This window comes from Haemophilus parainfluenzae (genome assembly GCF_014931275.1).
Taxonomy (GTDB): Bacteria; Pseudomonadota; Gammaproteobacteria; order Enterobacterales; family Pasteurellaceae; genus Haemophilus_D.
Map to the genome: position 1 here is coordinate 572,615 of NZ_CP063110.1, position 21,193 is coordinate 593,807.

The 21,193-nt window shown below is 40.6% G+C and carries 20 protein-coding genes; 6 read left to right on the forward strand and 14 right to left on the reverse strand.

Annotation, left to right across the window (positions count from 1 at the left end):
• Nucleotides 1-171 precede the first annotated feature (171 nt).
• Entirely contained in the window at nucleotides 172-651 is a 480-nt protein-coding gene (locus INQ00_RS02780; RefSeq protein WP_197547247.1) for a YqaA family protein, read from the reverse strand.
• Nucleotides 651-1,250, reverse strand: a complete 600-nt coding sequence (locus tag INQ00_RS02785; RefSeq protein WP_197547248.1) for a beta-phosphoglucomutase family hydrolase — start codon at nucleotides 1,248-1,250, stop codon at nucleotides 651-653. The genes INQ00_RS02780 and INQ00_RS02785 overlap by 1 nt, the downstream gene beginning before the upstream one ends.
• 111 nt (nucleotides 1,251-1,361) lie before the next feature.
• Here INQ00_RS02785 and INQ00_RS02790 point away from each other — a divergent pair, with 111 nt between their 5' ends.
• Nucleotides 1,362-1,727 (forward strand): hypothetical protein, encoded by a 366-nt coding sequence (locus tag INQ00_RS02790; RefSeq protein ID WP_111387746.1) that lies wholly within the window; start codon nucleotides 1,362-1,364, stop codon nucleotides 1,725-1,727.
• 22 nt (nucleotides 1,728-1,749) lie between these two features.
• On the opposite strand, the gene ppx is transcribed toward INQ00_RS02790, so the two are convergent.
• From ppx to INQ00_RS02825, 7 genes are all read right to left on the reverse strand, one after another.
• The gene (gene ppx / locus INQ00_RS02795) at nucleotides 1,750-3,294 is read right to left on the reverse strand and encodes an exopolyphosphatase (RefSeq protein ID WP_197547249.1); all 1,545 of its coding nucleotides are present in this window, start codon (nucleotides 3,292-3,294) and stop codon (nucleotides 1,750-1,752) included.
• 8 nt (nucleotides 3,295-3,302) lie between these two features.
• Entirely contained in the window at nucleotides 3,303-7,202 is a 3,900-nt protein-coding gene (gene tamB, locus INQ00_RS02800) for an autotransporter assembly complex protein TamB (RefSeq protein WP_420026372.1), read from the reverse strand.
• A gap of 3 nt (nucleotides 7,203-7,205) precedes the next feature.
• Nucleotides 7,206-8,942 carry an autotransporter assembly complex protein TamA gene (gene tamA / locus INQ00_RS02805; protein WP_197547251.1) on the reverse strand — a complete coding sequence of 579 codons (1,737 nt, stop codon included), beginning with the start codon at nucleotides 8,940-8,942 and terminating at the stop codon, nucleotides 7,206-7,208.
• A 187-nt stretch (nucleotides 8,943-9,129) separates the two neighbouring features.
• Complete coding sequence (dtd, locus tag INQ00_RS02810) at nucleotides 9,130-9,564, reverse strand: D-aminoacyl-tRNA deacylase (RefSeq protein WP_065243686.1); 435 nt, start codon at nucleotides 9,562-9,564, stop codon at nucleotides 9,130-9,132.
• Nucleotides 9,561-10,385 carry a virulence factor BrkB family protein gene (locus tag INQ00_RS02815; protein ID WP_193451868.1) on the reverse strand — a complete coding sequence of 275 codons (825 nt, stop codon included), beginning with the start codon at nucleotides 10,383-10,385 and terminating at the stop codon, nucleotides 9,561-9,563. The genes dtd and INQ00_RS02815 overlap by 4 nt, the downstream gene beginning before the upstream one ends.
• Complete coding sequence (locus INQ00_RS02820; RefSeq protein ID WP_197547252.1) at nucleotides 10,385-10,858, reverse strand: YchJ family protein; 474 nt, start codon at nucleotides 10,856-10,858, stop codon at nucleotides 10,385-10,387. The genes INQ00_RS02815 and INQ00_RS02820 overlap by 1 nt, the downstream gene beginning before the upstream one ends.
• Complete coding sequence (locus INQ00_RS02825; protein WP_197547253.1) at nucleotides 10,848-11,525, reverse strand: MOSC domain-containing protein; 678 nt, start codon at nucleotides 11,523-11,525, stop codon at nucleotides 10,848-10,850. The genes INQ00_RS02820 and INQ00_RS02825 overlap by 11 nt, the downstream gene beginning before the upstream one ends.
• 122 nt (nucleotides 11,526-11,647) lie before the next feature.
• Here INQ00_RS02825 and INQ00_RS02830 point away from each other — a divergent pair, with 122 nt between their 5' ends.
• Together INQ00_RS02830 and udp are read left to right on the forward strand one after the other, a co-directional pair.
• The gene (locus tag INQ00_RS02830; protein WP_178162367.1) at nucleotides 11,648-13,147 is read left to right on the forward strand and encodes a helicase HerA-like C-terminal domain-containing protein; all 1,500 of its coding nucleotides are present in this window, start codon (nucleotides 11,648-11,650) and stop codon (nucleotides 13,145-13,147) included.
• A 49-nt stretch (nucleotides 13,148-13,196) separates the two neighbouring features.
• A complete protein-coding gene (udp, locus tag INQ00_RS02835; RefSeq protein WP_075875948.1) occupies nucleotides 13,197-13,955 on the forward strand; it encodes a uridine phosphorylase in 759 nt (252 codons plus the stop codon).
• 47 nt (nucleotides 13,956-14,002) lie between these two features.
• Here udp and INQ00_RS02840 read toward each other — a convergent pair whose 3' ends face one another.
• The 5 genes from INQ00_RS02840 to INQ00_RS02860 are packed head-to-tail and all read right to left on the reverse strand — an operon-like array spanning nucleotide 14,003 to nucleotide 17,661.
• Nucleotides 14,003-14,818: a shikimate 5-dehydrogenase gene (locus INQ00_RS02840; protein ID WP_197547254.1), complete on the reverse strand. Its 816-nt coding sequence runs from the start codon at nucleotides 14,816-14,818 to the stop codon at nucleotides 14,003-14,005.
• Between the two features lie 9 nt (nucleotides 14,819-14,827).
• Complete coding sequence (cysE, locus tag INQ00_RS02845) at nucleotides 14,828-15,625, reverse strand: serine O-acetyltransferase (protein WP_197547255.1); 798 nt, start codon at nucleotides 15,623-15,625, stop codon at nucleotides 14,828-14,830.
• Nucleotides 15,626-15,634: 9 nt separating this feature from the next.
• Nucleotides 15,635-16,642 (reverse strand): NAD(P)H-dependent glycerol-3-phosphate dehydrogenase, encoded by a 1,008-nt coding sequence (gene gpsA / locus INQ00_RS02850; RefSeq protein WP_197547256.1) that lies wholly within the window; start codon nucleotides 16,640-16,642, stop codon nucleotides 15,635-15,637.
• A 53-nt stretch (nucleotides 16,643-16,695) separates the two neighbouring features.
• Complete coding sequence (gene secB / locus INQ00_RS02855; RefSeq protein ID WP_070582119.1) at nucleotides 16,696-17,205, reverse strand: protein-export chaperone SecB; 510 nt, start codon at nucleotides 17,203-17,205, stop codon at nucleotides 16,696-16,698.
• Nucleotides 17,206-17,214: 9 nt separating this feature from the next.
• A complete protein-coding gene (locus INQ00_RS02860) occupies nucleotides 17,215-17,661 on the reverse strand; it encodes a rhodanese-like domain-containing protein (protein WP_197547257.1) in 447 nt (148 codons plus the stop codon).
• 250 nt (nucleotides 17,662-17,911) lie between these two features.
• Here INQ00_RS02860 and ansB point away from each other — a divergent pair, with 250 nt between their 5' ends.
• The 3 genes from ansB (at nucleotide 17,912) to INQ00_RS02875 (ending at nucleotide 21,178) form a co-directional block, all read left to right on the forward strand.
• Nucleotides 17,912-18,961 carry an L-asparaginase 2 gene (gene ansB / locus INQ00_RS02865; protein WP_197547258.1) on the forward strand — a complete coding sequence of 350 codons (1,050 nt, stop codon included), beginning with the start codon at nucleotides 17,912-17,914 and terminating at the stop codon, nucleotides 18,959-18,961.
• Between the two features lie 155 nt (nucleotides 18,962-19,116).
• Nucleotides 19,117-20,418, forward strand: a complete 1,302-nt coding sequence (locus INQ00_RS02870; protein ID WP_054420037.1) for an anaerobic C4-dicarboxylate transporter — start codon at nucleotides 19,117-19,119, stop codon at nucleotides 20,416-20,418.
• Nucleotides 20,419-20,542: 124 nt separating this feature from the next.
• Nucleotides 20,543-21,178: a hypothetical protein gene (locus INQ00_RS02875; RefSeq protein ID WP_197547259.1), complete on the forward strand. Its 636-nt coding sequence runs from the start codon at nucleotides 20,543-20,545 to the stop codon at nucleotides 21,176-21,178.
• Nucleotides 21,179-21,193: the final 15 nt, after the last annotated feature.

The window sequence follows — 21,193 nt, forward strand, 5'->3', positions numbered from 1 at the left end:
TTTTCTTTTTAGCGTCGGTCTTATAAAACAAGCAACTTGCAGTTGTTTTAATAAAATTGGTTCCTTAGGTTATTTGCCCCTTACTTGATAAGGGGCGTTTTTTTATCTGTTGAATATCAATTCGTCTTTATTCTAGCCCACAACCAGGTTATGCACAAAGGCTATTCTCGGCTATGACACGAAAGGTAAACTGAAAAAGAGCAAGGCAATATAACGCAGTCCTTTTCCAATCGTCATAAAAATTAAACAACTTAGCCAATTCAATCGAAGCCAACCGGCTACCGCACAAAACACATCCCCGACAATCGGCAACCAGCTCAATAATAAAGTGATAGCACCATAGCGTTGTATTTTGTTTATCACCCATAAAGTGCGGTCATTTTTGCTGTCAATTTTCGGAAACCATCGACCAATCCAATAAGTGGTGAGGCTGCCAAGTGTATTGCCTGCGGTTGCCAGAAAAACAAGCCAAAAAATATCCGTACTTAATAATGAACCGACCAATACTTTTGGCACAGCAAGGGAGACAAACACAATTTCTGAATTACCCGGCAAGATGGTGGCACTTAAGAAAGCGCTGAAAAACATCAACCACAAGCCATGGGTTTGCCAAAAATCAGCCAAAAAGCTGAAAGAGAAAATGTCCCACATTAGGCTCTAATAATCTCACGCGTTCTGACATCAAACACATCCATCCCTGCACTTAATCCCGCTTTTACGCCGAGATCGGCATCTTCAAAGACGATGCAACGTGATGGTTCGGCTTTTGCCAGTTCTGCGCAGCGTAAAAAGGTTTCTGGATGCGGTTTATGTTCTTTCACATCGTCAGCACTCACAATGGCGTTAAAGTAACGTTCGATATCTAATTTTTGCATTAACATATCAATGATTTGGCGGTTTGAACCTGAGCCAAGCGCAATCGGCTTTTGTTGATAGTAATGACGCACCACGTCAAAGGTTGGGAGTAATTTTGATTCTGTTGGAATCAATTCATAAGAAAGTTTACGTTTTGCTTGTATCACTTCATTTAAACGTTCTTGTGGCATACCGGCATCTTGCATAATGGCGGAGGCGATAGTGCTCACGGTTGCGCCACCTAAATCATACATAATTTGGCTGTTAAAACGATAACCGAATTGTTCCCCCACCATGTTCCACGCACGGGCGTGTACTGGCATGGTGTCGATTAAGGTGCCATCCATATCAAAAATCAAGCCATCATATTTTTCAAAAAGTCTGTTATCTATCATTTATTGCTTTCCTAGTTCGTAAATTTTTTCACTTTGTTTCAATTTTGTGATCTGTGCACTGGTAATTTTATGAAATAGCGGTAAAGTTATCCTATCTCAAAAAGGAATGTTATGTCGTTACTCAAACAATTAACCCGTTGGAAAATTCGCGGTCAGATTGATCAGGAAGTTATTGATATTATTCTGACTTTGCAAAGTCGCCTAGAGCATCATTGGCGCATTGATGTGTCTATTCCGACAGTCATCACACTCTTATTGCATATTGCCAACAGCCTTGCCCGCTTAAAACGAGGCGGTTGCGTTTCCCCACTTCATCAACCTTTTTATGATGAAATGCAAAGTGCGGTCATTTTTCCTGATGTTTTGGAAATTCATCACGATTTGCTTTCTTTTATTCCGCAAGATATTCCCGAAGCCGAGCAGAGCTATTATCTCGCCAATATTTATAGCTTGCTGTTGGAGCAAGATAAAAAATAAGGGCATGAAAGCCCCTATTCTATCAGTTAAAAATCAAACTGAGTTCTAAATCTTTGAGTAAATTGCTTTCTAAGCGCAATTCATTCCATACTAACGGATTGTTATCCAAATAATGTTTCTCAAAAGTCAGTTCCCAAGTCTGCAAAGAGCGGTCAATTCTGAGATTAATTTTGTCCGTGCTGTCTGTCGCTTGGCGAGATTTATTTAAAATCACCGAAATACGTAAAAGAAGCAGTAAAACAAGGACATCTTCATCCGCATAACGAGCAAAAATCGGTAAATCATTATTTTTAAATGCACCTGTGTGATAACGAACTAAATTCACCAATAAGCGTTGTTGTTCGCGATCAAAGCCCGGTAATTCCATATTCTGCAGAATATAAGCTGAATGTTTTTGTACATTGCGATGATTAATGACAATACCGACTTCTAATAAGCGTGCCGCCCAAATCAACAGATTTTTCATTTCATCAGCAAGATGCGGTTTTTGCCAATGGGTGTATTGGTCAATTAAGGTTTTCGCACTATTGGCCACGCGATCAGCCTGTGCCAAATCTAAGTTAAATTGTTCGGCAAGTCCTAATGCGGTACGTGTACGGATGTCTGAAACTTGGAAGTTTTTTTCCAGGCTGTAAATCACCCCTTCACGCAAGGCACCGTCAGAGTAGCGCATATTTTCTAAACCAAATACGTCAAAAACGGCACTTAAAATGGCTAAGCCAGGCACAAAGACATCCACGCGGTCAGGGTTTAATCCTGCGATATTGAGTTCTTCAAAATGGGATGCTTGTAAGATTCGTTCAATTAAATTTTGTAAACGTTCAGCCGTGATGATGCCATTCGGATCAAGGGTTGCGGTAATCACTTGATAGACGGTTTTGATCGTGCCCGATGAGCCTAACACTGATTGCCACCCGAGTTTGCGATATTCCCAGCTTAAATCTTCAATTTTATTGACCGCACTTTGGCGAGCTTGCTCGAAGTTTTCTTTTGAAATTTCGCCACTCGGGAAGAATTTTTTGGCAAAGCTCACGCAGCCCATGTGACGACTTTCCGCCACTAAGGGGGTGAAATCATCACCGATGATCATTTCGGTCGAGCCACCACCAATATCGATGACCAGTTTACGTCCGCTTTCGGGTTGAGTGTGGCAAACGCCTGCATAAATGGTTTTAGCTTCCGTTTGACCGCTGATGATATTAATGGGATAAGGAAAAACAGTGGCAGCCTGACGTAAAAACTCGTCATTATTGACCGCTCTTCGTAAGGTATAAGTGCCGACGACATTCACATCTTTCGGCGCAAAGCCTTGTAAGCGTTCAGCAAAAAGTGCAAGGCAATTTACACCGCGCTCAATGGCTTCTTGGCTTAATACATTGTGCTCGTCTAAGCCGTCAGCGAGCCTCACTTTTTGTTTTAAACGAGAAAGCACCTGAATCGAACCATTGATAATACGCGCTACAATCATGTGGAAGCTGTTTGAGCCTAAATCAATGGCGGCAATCTCCCGGGCCTCACCTCGGTGATGAGGTTCTGCGAGTTGAGCCAGTTGCTTGTCGTTATGCATGTCCTTTCCTAAAATTCAAATTGATACAACAAATCAAAAACTTGGTTTGTGCTGGAAACTGATTGGAAATAAAGTTGTGGCATTAAGCGGTAACGCAAGGTCACTTCGGCTAATCCATCAAACAATCCTACACCGTATTTCACTTGTAAGCGTTTACCAATATTACCACTAACTTGTACTTTGGAGCTATCCCCAACACCGGCAGTGCCTAAGTTTAAGTCTTGAATACCAAAGGCTTCGCCAATACCGCCGACCACTTTACCACTTTTCGCTAAACCTAAGCCAAGTAATGCCGCACCCACAGAACCACTAGAGCCTGCTTCACCGCTGTTTTCTAATGAGCGACCGGTTAATAAATAAGAAAGTGCCTGGTCTTGAGATTTGGCGGGATCAGAGAAAATCGTGACTTGTGGGCTAGATGCCATACCAATCACTTTTACCCCTGCGGTCACTTTACTGTCTTCCATGGCTTCTGGGTTACGAATCGCTTCAATATTTAACATCGGTTGTGAAGGTAAACCAGAGAAGCTGACTTGCCCTTTACGAATTAATAAATCCTGTCCAAAAGAAGCATAACGACCATTTTTCAGGTTAATTTGACCGAATAATCCTAGCTTACCTTTATCCTGTTTCACAGAAAGTAAACCATCCAAATTCGTTTTTAAACCATAGGCATTTAAATGCACATCATCGCCGATTTTAATTTTTAAATCAGATTGAATTTGCATGCCCGATTTAGTTTCGGCTGCAAATTGGCGATTGATGAGCTCTTCTTCACTTTTTCTTGGACCATTTAAAATTACTTCGTCTTCACTCACCGGTTCAGCATTGTCTGGTAAGCTTTCAATGGCAATTCTTGCCCACGGAATATCCACATTACCACTCAAATCTAAGAGTTTTGGTGAGGCTTTGACAACCACATTCGGGCTGACTTTTAATTTCGCCATAGACGGAATATCGACTTTGAAGTTATCTGCTTGCGCTCTGACTTCAGCCGTCCAGTTATCCATGTTAGCCCAGTTAGCTTGCCCGTTAATATTCAGCTTACTATCTGGTGTTTGAACATGGCCATTTAAGGTTGAAGAGGTGCCATTAAAGCGAATTGCCACTTGACCATCAGTTACGTCAAAAGGCAGGCTTTTCAATTTTGTTTTTACATTGCGAATATCGAAATTACCGTTTAATAATGGTTTTTCTAAATTGCCACCAAAACTTAAGCGAGAAACCACTTCACCATCCATGCTTTCACCGCTAGAGAAAAGTTGATTCGCTAAGGATAAACGTAAACCTTCAATGGTAAAGGTGCCGCCTAATTGTCGGCCTTTACTTAAATCATTAATTTTTAAGTCCGTGCCAATTCGACCTTGATTCTGAACGTTAATGTCTGATTTCAGGGTTAAATTGTTATTTTGAATATCGGCATTCACACTTAATTTAGGAATATCTAGCTTAAAGGTGCGGTAGTCTAATTTTTGTGCCACACCAATGTTATTACCTTCTACTGCCACATTCAGTTGTAACGGTTTATCACTGAACCACGCCACTTTACCTCGGCTTTGTAATTGACCTTTAAGCGTATCTTGTCCCATCAATTTATTCACTAAATCTAAATTAATGCGTTTAAGTTCAAAAGGGACCTCGCCATTTTTCCCTGCCGTAAATTGTTGAGGGAAACACAGATCTAAGTCTTGGTTAATCCAGCAGTGTGAACCAATGGTGGCTTGGATTTTTTTATTGTCATAAGTGACAGGAATAGTTTGATTAACTTTAAAATCGCCGATAGGTGAGTTTAGGCTCACTTGGCTTAAATTACCTTTCCATTGCTGAGAAGTGCGGTCAAAATTACCAGTGATTTGTAAATCAGCTGCAACAGGTTCACCTTTTGATTTTAAGTTGAGCGTATGATGTTTTTCATCACCCGATGCATTCAAATCAATATTATGCAATTTAATGCTGTCGCCATAGCGGAAGTTTTCCGCTTTGACGTTAAGTTCACCTTTCACTTGCGGTTCACTCACAACATTACCTTTAATTAAGGCTTTAGATAAGTCTAACCCTTGGAAGTGCAGGCCTTGTACGGTTAAATCAGTATTAATGGTTGGTGCAGTAAGTTTGCCTAAGATCTGTGCTCTGCCGACCACGGAGCCCGCTAAATCTTGCCACAGACCACGCAAGCTTGGTGCGTTGATATCTAAATCTAGGTTTGATTTATCACCTAATATACCTTTTGCTGCAATGCGGTTTTCGCCATAGTTCAGCAATAAATCAGGAATGTTTAATAAGGTTTCATTACTTAAAAAGGCACTTCCTTTTAAGCTTAATGGGCGAGAAGAGAGACTACCCGTTAAATCCACGGCTGGCACATCTACTTTCCAATGATTGGAATCAGCGGAACCTTTTGAGCTCACTTTGCCTGATAATACGGCTGGCATGGCTGGCACATAAGGGCGAATGTTCATTTTGTTTAAATCAGCAGTTACATCCCATTGCGCGCCATCTTTCCAGTTTGATGAACCGGTTAAACGTGCCGTACCATCGAGGGCAGCAAGTTTTAATTCGTTGAGGGTAACTTCATAGAGTTTACCGTCTGCATTCAAATCAACATGGGTGTGAGGGATATGATCCATACCGTCCACACCACCGACAACCTCTGCGTGATAATTCAACAAATCGCCCGTGAGCTTGATATCGACATCGTTAATTTTGAGCGGTGCAAGGTTATCTGCAAAAGCGTATTGACCTTTTTTCGCTTTTAACTGCAGATTTAATGGCATTTTATCTTCAGCCAGTTTCACATCACCCGTTAAGGTCGCATCAAGCACCCCCTGGGTAGTTAACGAAAGTACGGTCGTTTTTTTCAAGGAACCCGATAAATTGAGATCAACTTTGCTAGCAGGCAGAATAGTTTTGTCTTTTGATTTAAAGGCTTGGAGATCAGATTTTAATGTGAGATCAACCGGAAAATCGTCATTGAGCTGGAGTTGTCCTTGGCTAGAAAGTGTACCGAGAGAGCTGTCAATGTCGAGTTTTTGTAATTTCACTAAATGATCGGTGGCATCCGCTTGCAATTCTACTTTAGGCACGGTGATTTTTTGTGTTTCTTCGTCTTTTTCATTGAGCGATTGATATTGCCAGTTTGTACCCAAAACACTTGGAATGTGCATATCAAAAGGCAAGTTCACCGTATTTAAATTACCTAAAAAAGCCGGTGTGAGTGTTTGCTCAATTTGTGCCCAATCAACGGGTTTAGCAGGTTCTTTTTTCTCAGGCTGAGAGGGATTCGGTTGAGTTTGGGAGACCGTTGAGAAAAGCACATCTGAAAGCGTGGTAGGCTCAAGGGTCAGGCCAGATTCATTATTTAAACTGACCGCACTTTGAAATGACGAAAACGTAATATTGCTTTGATCGAGTTTCATATCAAAGTCAGTAATCGCCACATTTTTTACTTGCACAGAAACCGGTAAATGGATTTTTTCCATTGGACCACTTTCAGTCTGTTTCTCTTCAGAAGGCGGCATAACACTGGTATCAATGGCGATTTTAGGCTGCGTTAAGCTGAGATCATCAACAATAATATCTCCCGACAGTAAACGAGCTAAATTCAGTTGTAAGCGCGTTTTAGGAAGAGCCACATCTACGCCGGTTGTTTGAAAACGTAAATTTTCTAAGACTAAACCATCTTGTAAGCCACCGCTGACTTGCTCAATAGATAAGCTATCGAGCATTTTATCGGCGAGTTGAATAATTGCACGTTGCCCACTATCAAAAGAAAGTGCTGTGACTAAGCCTAAAACAGGGACAAAAATGACCGCACTTCCGACACATAAAATTTTACGGCAGGTCTTTTTCTTTTTGATGGGTTGTATCATTTGGTTATCTGGTTGTTTTTCTTGTTCAGACATAGTCATACCCTAAATTTCAGCCCCTAAGCCAATGTAAAATTGAATGTTTTTGCTGTTATCTTTATCTCGAATTGGCGTCGCAATATCAAATTTGATAGCGCCAACTGGCGATGCCCAACGCACACCGAAACCTGCACCGTAGCGTAACTCATTTGCTTTGTAAGCATCAGCGGCTAAACCTGTATCCACAAATACGGCTCCCCACCAATTTGGGTAAACTTGATATTGATATTCAAGGCTACCTGTTACTAAGCGAGAGCCGCCGACTAATTTCCCCTCTTTATTTTTCGGTGAAATTTTCTTATAGGCATAACCTCGCACGCTACGATCGCCCCCTGCAAAGAAACGTAATGCAGGTGGAATTTTACGAATATCCGCGGTATTTAAATAACCAATTTCTGCACGGGTAATAAAACGGTGATTTTCTGCATAAGTACGAATCCACGCTGTGGAAGCTTGAATTTTAAAGAAATTGGCTTCTGACATCCAAAGCTTATTCCCTAAATCAACCGTGATTTTTTGGGTATCTCCCCATGTTGGGAATTGACCGCCTTTTAAACGAGTTCGGCTAAAACCTCCGGTTGGATAAACAAGGAGCGTTTTATCGGTGAAATCAGCTTGCGTAAAGCTGTCGTAACGGACACGAAGACCCGCAAAATATTGCCAACCTTCTTTATTATTCCAATAACGTAATGCAGCAAAAGTTAGCGTTTTGGTATCCGTATCATTTTTATTTTCTTTTTCATAACCGGTTGAAAATTCATAATAATAATTTAATGGATTTTTCAACAATGGTATTTTATAAGTGGCTTCAAAGTTTTGTTTTGGTGCAGAGACGTAAAGATTTGTACGGAAACTATGGCCTCGGCTATTAATCCAAGGTTTTGTCCAACCAATTTGGACATGAGGGCCTGTATCGGTTGCAAAACCGACCCCGAGCTCCATTGAGTTCTTCTTACGTGGATAAAGTAACAGTTCGATATCCACTAATTTTTCTTCTTCGCGGACATGAGGCTGTAAAAGCACTGAGCTAAACCAGTTGGTAGAAGAAAAATCGTTAGTTAATTCAGATAAATCGCTGACTAAATAAGGATCGCCCGATTTAATGTTGAGCATATTTTGCAAATAGTCTTCGCGAATTTGGGAATGGTTGAATGTGATGTTGCCATAATGATAACGCACACCACTATCAAACAGCATACGCCACCATGCTTCATAGGTTTCAGGGCTTATTTCTAAGCGAGAAATTTGGAATTTTCCGTCAAGATAACCACGAGCAAGGGCAAGGTTTGAAATGCTGCTTTTATAGTCATCGTATTTTTGATGCTCAACTAACTCACCTTGTTTTGGCAAGTTTTTACGGAGTGCTTTGAAGTTTTCGTCTTCTGCCGCTTCGCCTATAATTTCAACGTCTGTTCCCGCAATTTTACTTGGTTCACCGGGTTTTACATTAGCAATGAGTAAGTCTCGTTGACCTTTGCGTTTTTTCAATTCAAAGGTGACTGAAGAACCATAATAACCGAAGACTCGAAGGCCTTTATCGACAGCATCTGAAACTAATTGTTTATACCGATCTGAGCCGTCCATCTCACCTTTATCAATGAGTTTGACATTCATATCAGTATTGCGAATGGCACGTTCACCCTTGATACCGCGGATCTCAATATCTACGGTTTGTTCTGCAAGGGCTGAAAAACTCATCCATCCAAGCAAAAGAGCGGTTATTTTTAACGAAATTTTTTTCATTTTATTACAAGCTAAACTTTAAGAAGATCCACATCAAACCGCCTTAGTTTACCCATAAAATAAGGGGATTACCAATGCAATTATGGATGGGATTTGAAATTATTATATGCGTTTGAGCGTTAATACGACAATGCGATCAAAGAAAGAGTTTCCTTTGCTTTGAAAAAATAGTGATTGTTCTCTTTATTCAGACATTTAACCAAAATGTAACTGGACCATCATTGGTGAGGCTCACTTGCATATCTGCCGCAAATTGTCCGTTGGCAACAGTGACTTTTTCTGCACATTTTTGCGAAAAATAGCCATATAATTCGTTAGCCAATGCTGGTGCAGCACCTTTTGAAAAACTTGGTCTCAGGCCTTTTTGCGTGTCTGCGGCCAAAGTAAATTGGGATACCACAAGCACTTCGCCACCGATTTGTTGCACATTTAAGTTCATTTTGTCATTTTCATCGCTGAAAATACGGTAATTTAACACTTTTTCAGCGAGTTTATCTGCTTTGGCTCGGTCATCTTCTTTTTCCACGCCTAATAAAACCAATAATCCCTTGCCGATTTGCCCCACAATTTGACCTTCAACTTCTACTTTAGCCTGCGTAACACGCTGAATTAACGCAATCATTTTACTTCCTCTAAATTTGTTTGATCCATTGACCGCTCTTCTGCAAGTACTGCGGCTAATTGTGCGCCGAATAACACCACTGTCCAGCTGATTTGAATCCACAATAACATAATGGGTAGTGTTGCCATGGCACCGTAAATTAATTGGTAAGATGGGAATGTTGTAATATACCAAGCAAAGGCCTGTTTCCCTAAGGTAAAGAAAATCGCGGCAATTAATGCACCTGCTGCAGAGTGTTTGATGCTCACTTTCTTATTTGGCACGACCATATAAATGAGCGTGAAGATAAACCAAGTAGAAAGAAATGGCACAAAGCTGAGGAGTTTTAAGCCAAAAGAAAGCGATTCGGATTGCTCGAACATGGCTTTGACGTATGAACTTGCGGCAATGCTGGTACCGATTAAAAGTGGACCGAGCGTTAAAATGAGCCAATAAATAGCAAATGACGTAAAAATCGGGCGATTACTGGTGTCTTGCCAAATGCCATTAAGTGTACGGTCGATGGAGTTAATGAGCATTAATGCGACTAAAATCAAACTCACAATCCCCACGGCACTCATTTGCTTGGAGTTATGGACGAATTCATCAATATATTGCCCCACAACATCACTTGCGGAAGGGGCGAAATTGGTGAAGATGAATTCTTTCAATGCCCCGGTTACTTCGTTAAAGACAGGAAAGGCGGAAAAAATCGAAAACACCACCATAATTAACGGCACGATGGCGAGCATGGTGCTGTAGGTGAGTGAACCAGCAGCTTGCGTTAATTTGTTTTCTTGAGAACGCTGCCAAAATAATGCGAGAAAAGACGTTAAGGTCATTAGAGCAAGCCTCCGCAACAATGTTTAAATTTCTTCCCTGAACCACAAACACAAGGTTGTTTATTACTTGGGAGCGGCACAGTGGGGTCAACAAAATACCAACGGCCATCGATTTTTACAAAAATAGAATGTTCGTGATGCACTTGTGGCTGTTCGCTACCTTGAAAATGCGCCTTAAATTCAACCGCACTTTGTGTTTTGGTTAAGGTTTCTGTTTTGACAATGTCTAAACCAAGCCATTGCGTTTCATCAGCCCAATCTTGCAGGGCTTTTTCATCTAATAAGGTTTGTTGGTTTGGTACCGTGGTTTGCACAATATAGGGAATATTTTTGAGCACAAACGCTGAATAGCGGGAACGCATGAGTTGTTCCGCTGTTTCTGGAAACATATTGCCTGAATGAAAGCGTCCGCAGCAATCTTCGTAAGAAAGTGAAGATTGGCATGGGCAAAGTGCGGTCGTTTTAGCCGACATTTTTAGCCGCCTGTTGTAAATTATGTAATTGTGAATTGATCGAACGTTTAAACGCAGGCGCTAATTCTTCAATGGCTAAGGCTTCTTCTAGTTCTGCAATACTTGAAGGCGCGGAGAGTTGCGTATTTAGACGACGAATTGTCCATTCAGGATAAGGTCGATGTTGCAAAATGAGTTCATCGCCTTGATGAATTTCACCTTCTGCAATCACGCGCACATACCAACCTGTCCAACCTGATTGACGAATAACCTCTCTTGTATTCTCATTCTTGGTATTATGAGATAAACGCTCGCAAGGTTTGCGGGGTTGAGACACTTCTAACAGAGTAGAGCCAATTTTGTAACGATCGCCTACACAAACATTATCTTCATGTAAGCCTGATACCACAAAGTTTTCACCGTAAATCGCACTGCCGTGGAAATCAAACTTTTCACCAAGTAGCTCGTTTAAAGCAGGGAAAGACACATCAGACATGAAAAACAAGGCTTTATCTACGCCACCATGATGCGCTTTTAAACCGACATCATTGCCTTCTGCGCCAAGCGCATGCACTTTCACCATGGATACTGGTTTTTTACGAATCGCGCTTTCATATGAGCTACCATCAGGGAACGTTAAGGTTTCTATCAATCCTGTTTTAATAATAAGAATTTTTGCGTTTGACATCTATTTTTCCTGCTTTGAGTTAGTTTTGAGAAATTATACCGTAAAATCACTTAAATTTTGACCGCACTTCGTTTTTTCCTTATTATTCGTTTAAATAAAACCAACAAAACAAAGGAATCTTTATGCAATATTCTCTCGCGCGTACCGAACAAGGTCAAACCCTTGGCATTACCGCAAAAATGGCAAACCGTCATGGCCTGATCGCTGGAGCGACAGGAACGGGGAAAACCGTGACATTACGTAAAATGGCAGAGGCGTTCAGTGATGATGGTGTGCCGGTTTTTTTAGTGGATGTAAAAGGCGATTTGTCTGGTTTAGTAAAAGCGGGCACATTTAGTGGCAAAGTAGCAGAACGCATTGAACAATTTGATTTAGGTGGCGAGAGTTATTTAAATGGCTATCCTGTGTCATTTTGGGATGTATTCGGTGAAACCGGTATTCCGCTTCGCACCACGATTTCTGAAATGGGACCATTATTACTTTCCCGTTTATTAAATTTAAATGCAACCCAAGAAGGCTTATTAAACCTTGTATTCCGTGTGGCCGATGATAGAGGTTTATTGCTTATCGATCTGAAAGACTTGCGTGCAATGCTTAAATTTGTAGCAGAGAACGCCAAATCGTTCCAAGTAGAATATGGTAACGTATCAGCTGCGAGTGTGGGCGCGATTCAACGTGCTTTACTGACCCTTGAAAATGAAGGGGCGACCAATCTTTTTGGTGAACCTGCATTAAATCTTGAAGATTGGTTACAAACCCGTGATGGTCGTGGCGTGATCAATGTTTTAAATTCTGAAAAATTAATCAATTCCCCAAGAATGTATAGCGCATTCTTGCTTTGGTTGATGTCTGAATTATTTGAACAATTACCTGAAGTCGGCGACCCGGATAAACCAAAATTTGTGATGTTCTTCGATGAAGCGCATTTACTCTTTGATGGTGCACCAAGTGTGTTGGTGGATAAAGTGGAACAAGTAGTTCGCTTGATTCGTTCTAAAGGTGTGGGGATTTATTTTGTGACCCAAAATCCATTAGATTTACCGGATACCGTGTTAGGGCAATTAGGTAACCGTGTTCAACACGCGCTACGCGCTTTTACACCACGCGATCAAAAAGCAGTGAAATCTGCGGCAGAAACGTTCCGTTCTAATCCTGCTGTCAATGTGGTTGAGACCATTTCAACCTTAGGTGTGGGGCAAGCATTGATTTCATTCTTAGATGAAAAAGGTATGCCTGCGCCAGTTGAAGTGGCGTATGTTTACCCGCCGAAAAGTCAACTTGCACCGATTACTGAAGAAGAGCGTGCAGCGTGGGTGAAAGACGATGAGCTTTATGCCTTCTATAAAGATTATGTGGATAATGAGTCGGCTTTCGAAGTATTAAATGCGCAAGCGGATTTAGCAGCAGTGCAACAAAAACAAGCTGAACAAGCGCAGCAAGAGGAAGAAAGCGGTTTATTTGGTAGCTTAAGCCGTATGATTTTTGGAACACAAAAACGCGGGGATAAACTTTCTCCGACAGAACAAATTGTGAATAGCGTGGCAAAATCAGTTGGTCGCAATATTCGTAATGAAGTGACCAAACAAATCATGCGTGGTATCTTAGGGGCATTGAAAAAATAACGAAAATTTGACCGCACTTTGCGGCAAGAATGATAAAAAGGAGATTGTTATGTCTGATGTATTTCACTTAAACCTAACCAAAGCACAACTGAAAGGTGCCACATTAGCTATCGTGCCGGGTGATCCGGCGCGTAGCGAACGTATTGCTAAAAAACTTGATAACCCTGAGTTTCTTGCAAGTACACGTGAGTTCACTTCTTGGTTAGGCTATTTAAATGGTCAACCGGTGGTGGTGTGTTCAACCGGTATTGGTGGCCCTTCTACGTCTATCTGTGTGGAAGAGCTGGCTCAGCTTGGTGTGCGTACATTCTTACGTATTGGTACAACAGGTGCGATTCAACCACACATTAATGTGGGTGATGTTCTTGTTACAACGGGTGCGGTTCGTCTTGATGGTGCAAGCCGTCATTTTGCCCCAATTGAATATCCAGCGGTAGCAAATTTTGAATGTACCACGGCACTTTTCAATGCGGCTAAAGAAAAAGGTATTGAGCCATTTGTAGGAATTACAGCTTCTTCAGATACGTTCTATCCAGGTCAAGAACGTTATGATACTTACAGCGGTAAAGTATATCGTGATTACCAAGGCTTGTTAAAACAATGGCAAGATCTCAATGTGATGAACTATGAGATGGAATCAGCGACGTTATTCACCATGTGTAACGCTCTTGGCTTGCGAGCTGGTATGGTTGCAGGTGTGATTGTGAACCGTACACAACAAGAAATTCCAAATGAAGCCACCATGAAAGATACGGAAGATAAAGCAGTATCTGTGGTAGTGGAAGCAGCAAGAAAATTGTTAGCGTAAAACTCAGATAAAAATAACCGCACTTTTTTAGAAGTGCGGTTTATTTTTTAACTGTTTTTTCGAGCAAAAGTGGCGGCTTCAGCGACTAATTGGTCATCAGGTCGAACCCCAGTGTAGAGCTCAAATTGTTCGACAGCTTGTAGCACAATCACTTCAGCACCAGAAATCGTTTGTTTACCTTGCTGTTGAGCAAATTGGATAAACGGTGTTTCAGCAGGAATCGCCACCACATCAAAAGCGGTTTGAGCTTGTTGAATAAGATTTTCAGGAAAGGCGAGATCAAATTCTTCTTTCCCACCTTTCATCCCAATTGGTGTGACATTGACTAAAATGTCTGCCGATTGATTATCTAAAGAATAAATATATTCGTAGCCATAAAGTGCGGCTAAATTTTTACCTGTTTTTTCATTTCGAGCAAAAATCTTCAGATACTCAAATCCGCTGTTTTTAAAGGCCGCGACGACCGCTTTAGCCATACCACCACTGCCTCGTACAATCACACGACTCTTTTTATCTAATTGATATTCTTTGATAAGTTTAACGATCGCAATATAGTCGGTGTTGTAAGCACGAAGAAACCCTTGATCATTCACAATGGTGTTCACGGACTGAATGGCTTGCGCAGAAGGCGAGATTTCATCTAAAAATGGCATACAGCTTTCTTTAAATGGCATCGAAACAGCACAGCCTCGAATACCAAGTGCACGAATACCTTTGACTGCGCTTTCAATATCTGTGGTGGTAAAGGCTTTATAGATAAAATTAAGCCCTAATTTTTGATACAGATAGTTATGGAATGTTGTGCCAAAATTGCCCGGTCTACCAGAAAGGGACATGCAAAGTTGGGTATCTTTGTTAATCATATCGATTCCTTAAATATTTAGATTTATATCATCATCGATAAAATATTGGTTCATTTCAAATGCCGGTTTTGCCGCTTTGTCTTTGCCGACAATACGAGCAGGCACACCTGCTGCAGTGGCATATTCAGGCACAGATTGAAGTACAACAGAATTGGCGCCGATTTTGGCATATTTGCCCACTTCGATATTGCCGAGAATTTTTGCGCCTGCCCCAATCATTACACCTTCTCGTACTTTTGGATGACGATCGCCGGATTCTTTACCTGTACCACCGAGGGTAACACCTTGCAAGATAGACACATCATTTTCAATCACTGAGGTTTCGCCGACGACAATACCAGTAGCATGGTCAAACATAATGCCGTGCCCAATTTTGGCGGCAGGGTGAATATCTACATCGAAAGCCACTGAAATTTGATTTTGTAAATAAAGCGCGAGTGCTTTTCGATTTTGGTTCCACAAATAATGGGTAATGCGATAGCTTTGAATGGCGTGAAAACCTTTCAAATAAAGCAATGGTGTGGACCACAATTCCACAGCGGGATCGCGGTGGCGCACAGCTTTAATATCACAAGCAGCACAATCAATGATATTGGGCTCCGCTTGATAGGCTTCTTCAATAATTTCACGCAGCGAAATTGCGGGCATGATAGGGTTAGCCAGTTTATTCGCAAGCAAATAACTCAAGGCACTGCCAAGATTTTGATGTTTTAAAATAGTGGAATGGAAAAAGCTTGCGAGCATTGGTTCGCATTCTGCTAATTCTTTTGCTTCTTGGCGAATGTGTTGCCATACTTCTAACGTCATTTTTTCTCCTTATTCGCCTTTTCGTTCACGACCCAATAAGCTCAGTGCGACTTCTTGTGCACTTTTACCACAAAAGAGCATTTGGTAAATTTGTTCTGTAATCGGCATTTCTACGCCTTGTCGTTGTGCTAATAAATAGGTTTCTTTGGTGTTATAAAACCCTTCTACCACTTGACCAATTTCATCCATGGCTTGTTGGCTATTGATACCTTTTCCAAGCATTAAACCAAATCGGCGGTTACGGGATTGATTATCGGTACAAGTGAGCACTAAATCACCTAAACCAGACATACCCATAAAGGTTTGCGTATTGGCGCCCATGGACATGCCTAAGCGAGTAATTTCCGCAATCCCACGGGTAATTAATGCCGTTCTCGCATTGGCGCCAAATCCCATGCCATCTGAAATACCAGCACCAATCGCAATCACGTTTTTAATGGCGCCACCTAATTGAACGCCGATCATATCTTGGTTTACATACACTCGGAAATGCTGACTGCAATGAATTCTCGCTTGAAATTCTAAGGCAAACTTTTCATTACAAGAGGCAAGCGTAATCGCCGTTGGCAAACCTTGAGCCAATTCTTTCGCAAAAGTAGGACCAGAAAGCACCGCCGTCGGAATTGCTTTACCTAAGGTTTCTTCCACTACTTCTTGTAGTAATCGGCCGGTGTTGCGTTCTAATCCTTTGGTTGCCCAAATTAAACGATGATCAGGTTTTAAGTGCGGTCGAATTTTTAAGAGAATTTCGCCGAAAGCATGGCTTGGCACTACAATTAAAATGTCTTTCGATTGCTCAAGGGCTGTTTTCAAATCTAATTCTAAATGCAAACTTTCTGGAAATTCAATATCTGGCAGAAAACGGCGATTTTGACGATCCTGTTGCATTTGATGAATGTGATCGGGATTGTGCCCCCAAAGATAGGTTGGAGAGCCATTGCGAGAAAATGAGATAGCGAGTGCTGTTCCGTAAGAACCGCAACCAAGAATGGTAATTGGAGATTGGGATGGGTTCATTTCAATCACCTTTAAAATAAAAGGGCAGACGGTATCGCCTGCCCCTATCACAATTAATGTTGGGTTTCCTGATTTTCTTCCGCTTCGGCCGCAGCTTGCTGCTTGTTCATGTAATCAATGAACAACGCATCGAAGTTTACCGGAGAAAGGTTTAATGCCGGGAATGTACCACGATTCACTAAGTTAGAAATCAATTCACGAGCATAAGGGAAAAGCATATTTGGGCATTGAGATGTTAAGCAGTGTGCCATTTGAACATCTTCTAAACCGCTGATTGTAAATACACCAGATTGTTTCACTTCACAAATAAACGCCACATCACCAGAATCTTCCATGGTGGTTTCCACGTTAATGTTTAACGTCACTTCGTATAAATCTTCACCCACTTGAACCGCTTCAGTGCTTAAATCAAAGCCAAGTTTTGGTTTCCATTCTTGGTGGAAAATATGAGGAAGATTTGGTGCTTCAAAAGAAACATCTTTTACATAAATACGTTGAATTTGAAGTACGGCTTCTTGTTGCTCTTCAGCAGCTACTTCAGGTTGTTGATTTTGTTCAGACATAGAGGATCCTTACTTATGTTTTTTTACTAATGGTAAATTTGCACCCGCCCAAGCAGTTAAACCGTCTTTTAACACATAGACTTTTTCAAAGCCTTGTTTAGTTAAAAGTTCTGCGGAGGTGGTAGAAGAAACACCGTTAACATCCACAATGATAACCGGTTTTTCTTTGTGATGTTCGATTTTGCCTACATTGTGATTTTTGATTTCAGTCGGAAGCAAGTTCACGCTGCCAATAATATGACCACGTTGGAATTCATCGATAGAGCGTAAATCAATCACCACGGCTTCTTCGTTATTCATTAAATGAACGGCTTCAGGACTGGTGATCACGCGATATTTTTGTGTCGCACTTTTAAAAAAGGTGAAAAGTGTCATAAAAAGGACTGCAAACCATGCGATCGTTAAAAAAGTGTGTTTTTGAGCAAATTCAATTGCTTGAGGCATAAATTCTTGCATGTTGTTCTCAACTTAATTTTTGATAATGAATAAGAGTTTATCTTCACATGAAATAAAGGCTTAAGTATAACCGCACTTTGGTTATCTTTCAAAAAAATTCTGAAGGAAACGTGGGGTTGGCGAAAGCTTATACAATCAAATAGGGAAAAACATGATCGGGATCATAAATCTATTATCTTGGTGTTTATTCTACTTCTAATTAAGTAGAGAATAGCCAAGTTTAGATTATTTAATGTAAAAGGAGACAAGTATGAAATTAAAAAAATTAACAGCACTCATGATGCTTGGACTAGGTTTTTCGGCCGCACAAGCCGCGGAATTGCCTAATATTACGATTTTAGCGACTGGTGGCACCATTGCTGGAAGCGGTGAAACCGCCGTTTCTTCTGCTTATAAAGCAGGGCAACTCAATGTTGAAGCGTTAATCGATGCTGTTCCTGAAATTAAGCAATTAGCCAATGTGAAAGGTGAACAAATTGTGAAGATTGGTTCACAAGATATGAGCGATGATGTGTGGTTAAAATTAGCCAAAGCGATTAATGCACAATGTAAAGATACTGATGGTTTCGTGATTACTCATGGTACTGATACCATGGAAGAAACCGCTTATTTCTTAGATCTTACCGCGAAATGTGAAAAACCAATTGTATTAGTGGGTGCAATGCGTCCTGCGACAGAAAAAAGTGCGGATGGTCCGTTAAACCTTTATAACGCCGTCGTCGTGGCAACGGATAAAAAATCATCCGGTCGTGGTGTGTTAGTGGCGATGAATGGTGAAGTATTAGGTGCGCGTGATGTAACCAAAATGAGTACCACTGCAGTACAAACATTCCACTCACCAAACTATGGTACATTGGGTTATATCCATAACAGTAAAGTGGATTACGAACGTTCACCTGAAAGTAAACATACTGTGAACACACCATTTAACGTAGATAAATTAGACAGCTTGCCGAAAGTAGGCATAGTTTATGCTTATTCTAATGCACCAATTGAGCCGTTAAATTCATTATTGGATGCAGGCTATCAAGGTATTGTTTCAGCGGGTGTAGGTAACGGTAACGTGAATGCGGCACACTTAGAACGTTTAGAAAAAGCCGCGAAAGATGGCGTTGTTGTAGTACGTTCATCTCGTGTACCAACGGGTCACACAACGCGTGATGCTGAAGTGGATGATTCTAAATATGGTTTTGTGGCTTCAGGCACATTGAATCCGCAAAAAGCACGTGTGTTATTGCAATTAGCCTTAACACAAACAAAAGATCCAAAAGTGATTCAACAATACTTTGAGGATTTCTAAGAAAGCCATTGAAAGTGCGGTCAGAATTTGAATCAAATTTTAACCGCACTTTCGGATAAAATAGGCTAATCCAAGTAATAAATATAGATAATGCACTAGTTTGTTGTTAATATATGTCCTGGAATTATTTTAAAAATTAATATGGAGAAAATATTATGATTTGGGCTCAACTTTTAGTCGTCCTACTCTTTATTTACCTAGGGGCTAGATTAGGCGGTATTGGTATCGGTTTCATGGGTGGTATGGGTGTTGTGGCACTTTCACTGCTTGGCTTAAAACCGGGTGCAATTCCGTTTGATGTAATTTCAGTTATCATGTCTGTAATCATGGCAATTGCTGCGATGCAAGTTGCGGGTGGTATGGATTTCTTAGTAAAAGTAGCTGAAAAAATTCTACGTAAAAATCCAAAATACATTACCTTCCTTGCGCCAACTGTGACTTACTTTATGACTGTACTTGCAGGTACTGGTCACACAGCATTCTCAACACTTCCAGTGATTGCTGAAGTAGCAAAAGAACAAGGTATCCGTCCTTCACGTCCACTTTCTATTGCGGTTATTGCTTCACAAATTGCGATTACAGCCTCTCCAATTTCTGCAGCGGTGGTATTCCTTTCTGCTGAATTAGAGAAAAACTTTGGTTTAAGTTACTTACAATTATTAGGTATTTGGATCCCAACTACTTACGCAGCATGTATGATTACTGCGGTGATTTGTAACTTCCTTGGTAAAGATTTGAAAAATGATGAAGTTTACCAAGATCGTCTAGCAAAAGGCTTAATCACTATGCGTGGTGAAATGCAAATTGAGATCAAACCTTATGCAAAACGCTCTGTAATGATTTTCCTTATCGCGATTTTAGTGGTAATGCTTTATGCAACAGCAATCAGTAAAACTGTTGGTTTAATTCAAAACCCAATTCTTTCTCGTGATAACGCAATTATCTCTTTCATGCTTGCGACTGCAGCGATTATCACTATGGCATGTAAAGTGGATACTGCAAACATTACCAATGCAGCAACCTTCAAATCAGGTATGTCAGCGGTAATTTGTGTGCTTGGTGTGGCATGGTTAGGTAATACTTTCGTGGAAGGTCATATCGATCAAATCAAAGCAGTATCAGCTGAGTTCTTACAACAATATCCTTGGAGTTTAGCGGTTATCTTGTTCTTCGCAAGTACCTTACTTTACTCACAAGCTGCAACTGCAAAAGCATTATATCCAACTGCAATTTTATTAGGTGTTTCTCCGGAAGCCGCAATTGCAGCGTTTGCCGCAGTATCAGCATTATTCATTCTTCCGACTTACCCAACTTTAATTGCGGCAGTAGAAATGGATGACACTGGTTCAACCCGTATCGGTAAATATGTATTCAACCACCCATTCTTAATTCCTGGTGTGATAGCAATTAGCTTATCTGTATTATTCGGCTTCTTAATGGCGGGTGCAGTTTTATAATCCTCCATTAAGCTAAAATAAATGAAAACCATCTTGTCTTCGGATAAGATGGTTTTTTAATGGGGAACTTCTTTTTGTTGTGATACTCTAAAAGATAACCTATTTTTATATATAAGGAAAACCAATGAAGTTATTTAAAATCCTTTTTGCTGCATTAGTTGCTTATGTGCCAACAGCATGGTCTGCGGTGGATTATAATATTAAATACAGTTCGAATTATTTAATGCCCGCGTATGTGCATTTTAAAGCTGATGGTTCACAGTATTCAGTCAATGCGAAAATTAATGTTCCGTTGTACAATATTGTGTTTACTTCTCGTGGTTCACAAAACGCGAGTCAATTTAAAATGGTGAATTATCAAGATGTGCGTAATGGTAAAACGTATGCAATTTCTAAAATTTCGCCAACAACAATTGAATACGGTAAAGTGAAAAATGGGTTAGAAACCGAGCCGTTAAAATTACCAACTTTTGATTTATTCACCATGGCATTTCAATTGAGTTATTACGATAAATTGCCAACCAGTTTCCAAATTACAAATGGTAAAAAACTTTACCCAATGGAAAATGTGAATGTGAAGAAAGTAGAAAAACAGATCCAATATAACAAGCAAACTGTCACGGAAATTACCTATTCATTTAAAACCGGTAACAAAGACATTATGGTGAAGAAATTCTCAGGTGAACAATTTCCACGTTATATCAAATACACCAGAGATGGTGATGATTATGAGTTAGAGTTTGATGAGTTTGTTAAATAACATCAGATGAGAAAA

Excerpts from the sequence above, each read along its gene's own strand:
- INQ00_RS02780 (WP_197547247.1), bottom strand. The coding sequence starts at position 651 with ATGTGGGACATTTTCTCTTTCAGCTTTTTGGCTGATTTTTGGCAAACC.
- INQ00_RS02785 (WP_197547248.1), bottom strand. The coding sequence starts at position 1,250 with ATGATAGATAACAGACTTTTTGAAAAATATGATGGCTTGATTTTTGAT.
- INQ00_RS02790 (WP_111387746.1), top strand. The coding sequence starts at position 1,362 with ATGTCGTTACTCAAACAATTAACCCGTTGGAAAATTCGCGGTCAGATT.
- ppx (WP_197547249.1), bottom strand. The coding sequence starts at position 3,294 with ATGCATAACGACAAGCAACTGGCTCAACTCGCAGAACCTCATCACCGA.
- tamB (WP_420026372.1), bottom strand. The coding sequence starts at position 7,202 with ATGACTATGTCTGAACAAGAAAAACAACCAGATAACCAAATGATACAA.
- tamA (WP_197547251.1), bottom strand. The coding sequence starts at position 8,942 with ATGAAAAAAATTTCGTTAAAAATAACCGCTCTTTTGCTTGGATGGATG.
- dtd (WP_065243686.1), bottom strand. The coding sequence starts at position 9,564 with ATGATTGCGTTAATTCAGCGTGTTACGCAGGCTAAAGTAGAAGTTGAA.
- INQ00_RS02815 (WP_193451868.1), bottom strand. The coding sequence starts at position 10,385 with ATGACCTTAACGTCTTTTCTCGCATTATTTTGGCAGCGTTCTCAAGAA.
- INQ00_RS02820 (WP_197547252.1), bottom strand. The coding sequence starts at position 10,858 with ATGTCGGCTAAAACGACCGCACTTTGCCCATGCCAATCTTCACTTTCT.
- INQ00_RS02825 (WP_197547253.1), bottom strand. The coding sequence starts at position 11,525 with ATGTCAAACGCAAAAATTCTTATTATTAAAACAGGATTGATAGAAACC.
- INQ00_RS02830 (WP_178162367.1), top strand. The coding sequence starts at position 11,648 with ATGCAATATTCTCTCGCGCGTACCGAACAAGGTCAAACCCTTGGCATT.
- udp (WP_075875948.1), top strand. The coding sequence starts at position 13,197 with ATGTCTGATGTATTTCACTTAAACCTAACCAAAGCACAACTGAAAGGT.
- INQ00_RS02840 (WP_197547254.1), bottom strand. The coding sequence starts at position 14,818 with ATGATTAACAAAGATACCCAACTTTGCATGTCCCTTTCTGGTAGACCG.
- cysE (WP_197547255.1), bottom strand. The coding sequence starts at position 15,625 with ATGACGTTAGAAGTATGGCAACACATTCGCCAAGAAGCAAAAGAATTA.
- gpsA (WP_197547256.1), bottom strand. The coding sequence starts at position 16,642 with ATGAACCCATCCCAATCTCCAATTACCATTCTTGGTTGCGGTTCTTAC.
- secB (WP_070582119.1), bottom strand. The coding sequence starts at position 17,205 with ATGTCTGAACAAAATCAACAACCTGAAGTAGCTGCTGAAGAGCAACAA.
- INQ00_RS02860 (WP_197547257.1), bottom strand. The coding sequence starts at position 17,661 with ATGCAAGAATTTATGCCTCAAGCAATTGAATTTGCTCAAAAACACACT.
- ansB (WP_197547258.1), top strand. The coding sequence starts at position 17,912 with ATGAAATTAAAAAAATTAACAGCACTCATGATGCTTGGACTAGGTTTT.
- INQ00_RS02870 (WP_054420037.1), top strand. The coding sequence starts at position 19,117 with ATGATTTGGGCTCAACTTTTAGTCGTCCTACTCTTTATTTACCTAGGG.
- INQ00_RS02875 (WP_197547259.1), top strand. The coding sequence starts at position 20,543 with ATGAAGTTATTTAAAATCCTTTTTGCTGCATTAGTTGCTTATGTGCCA.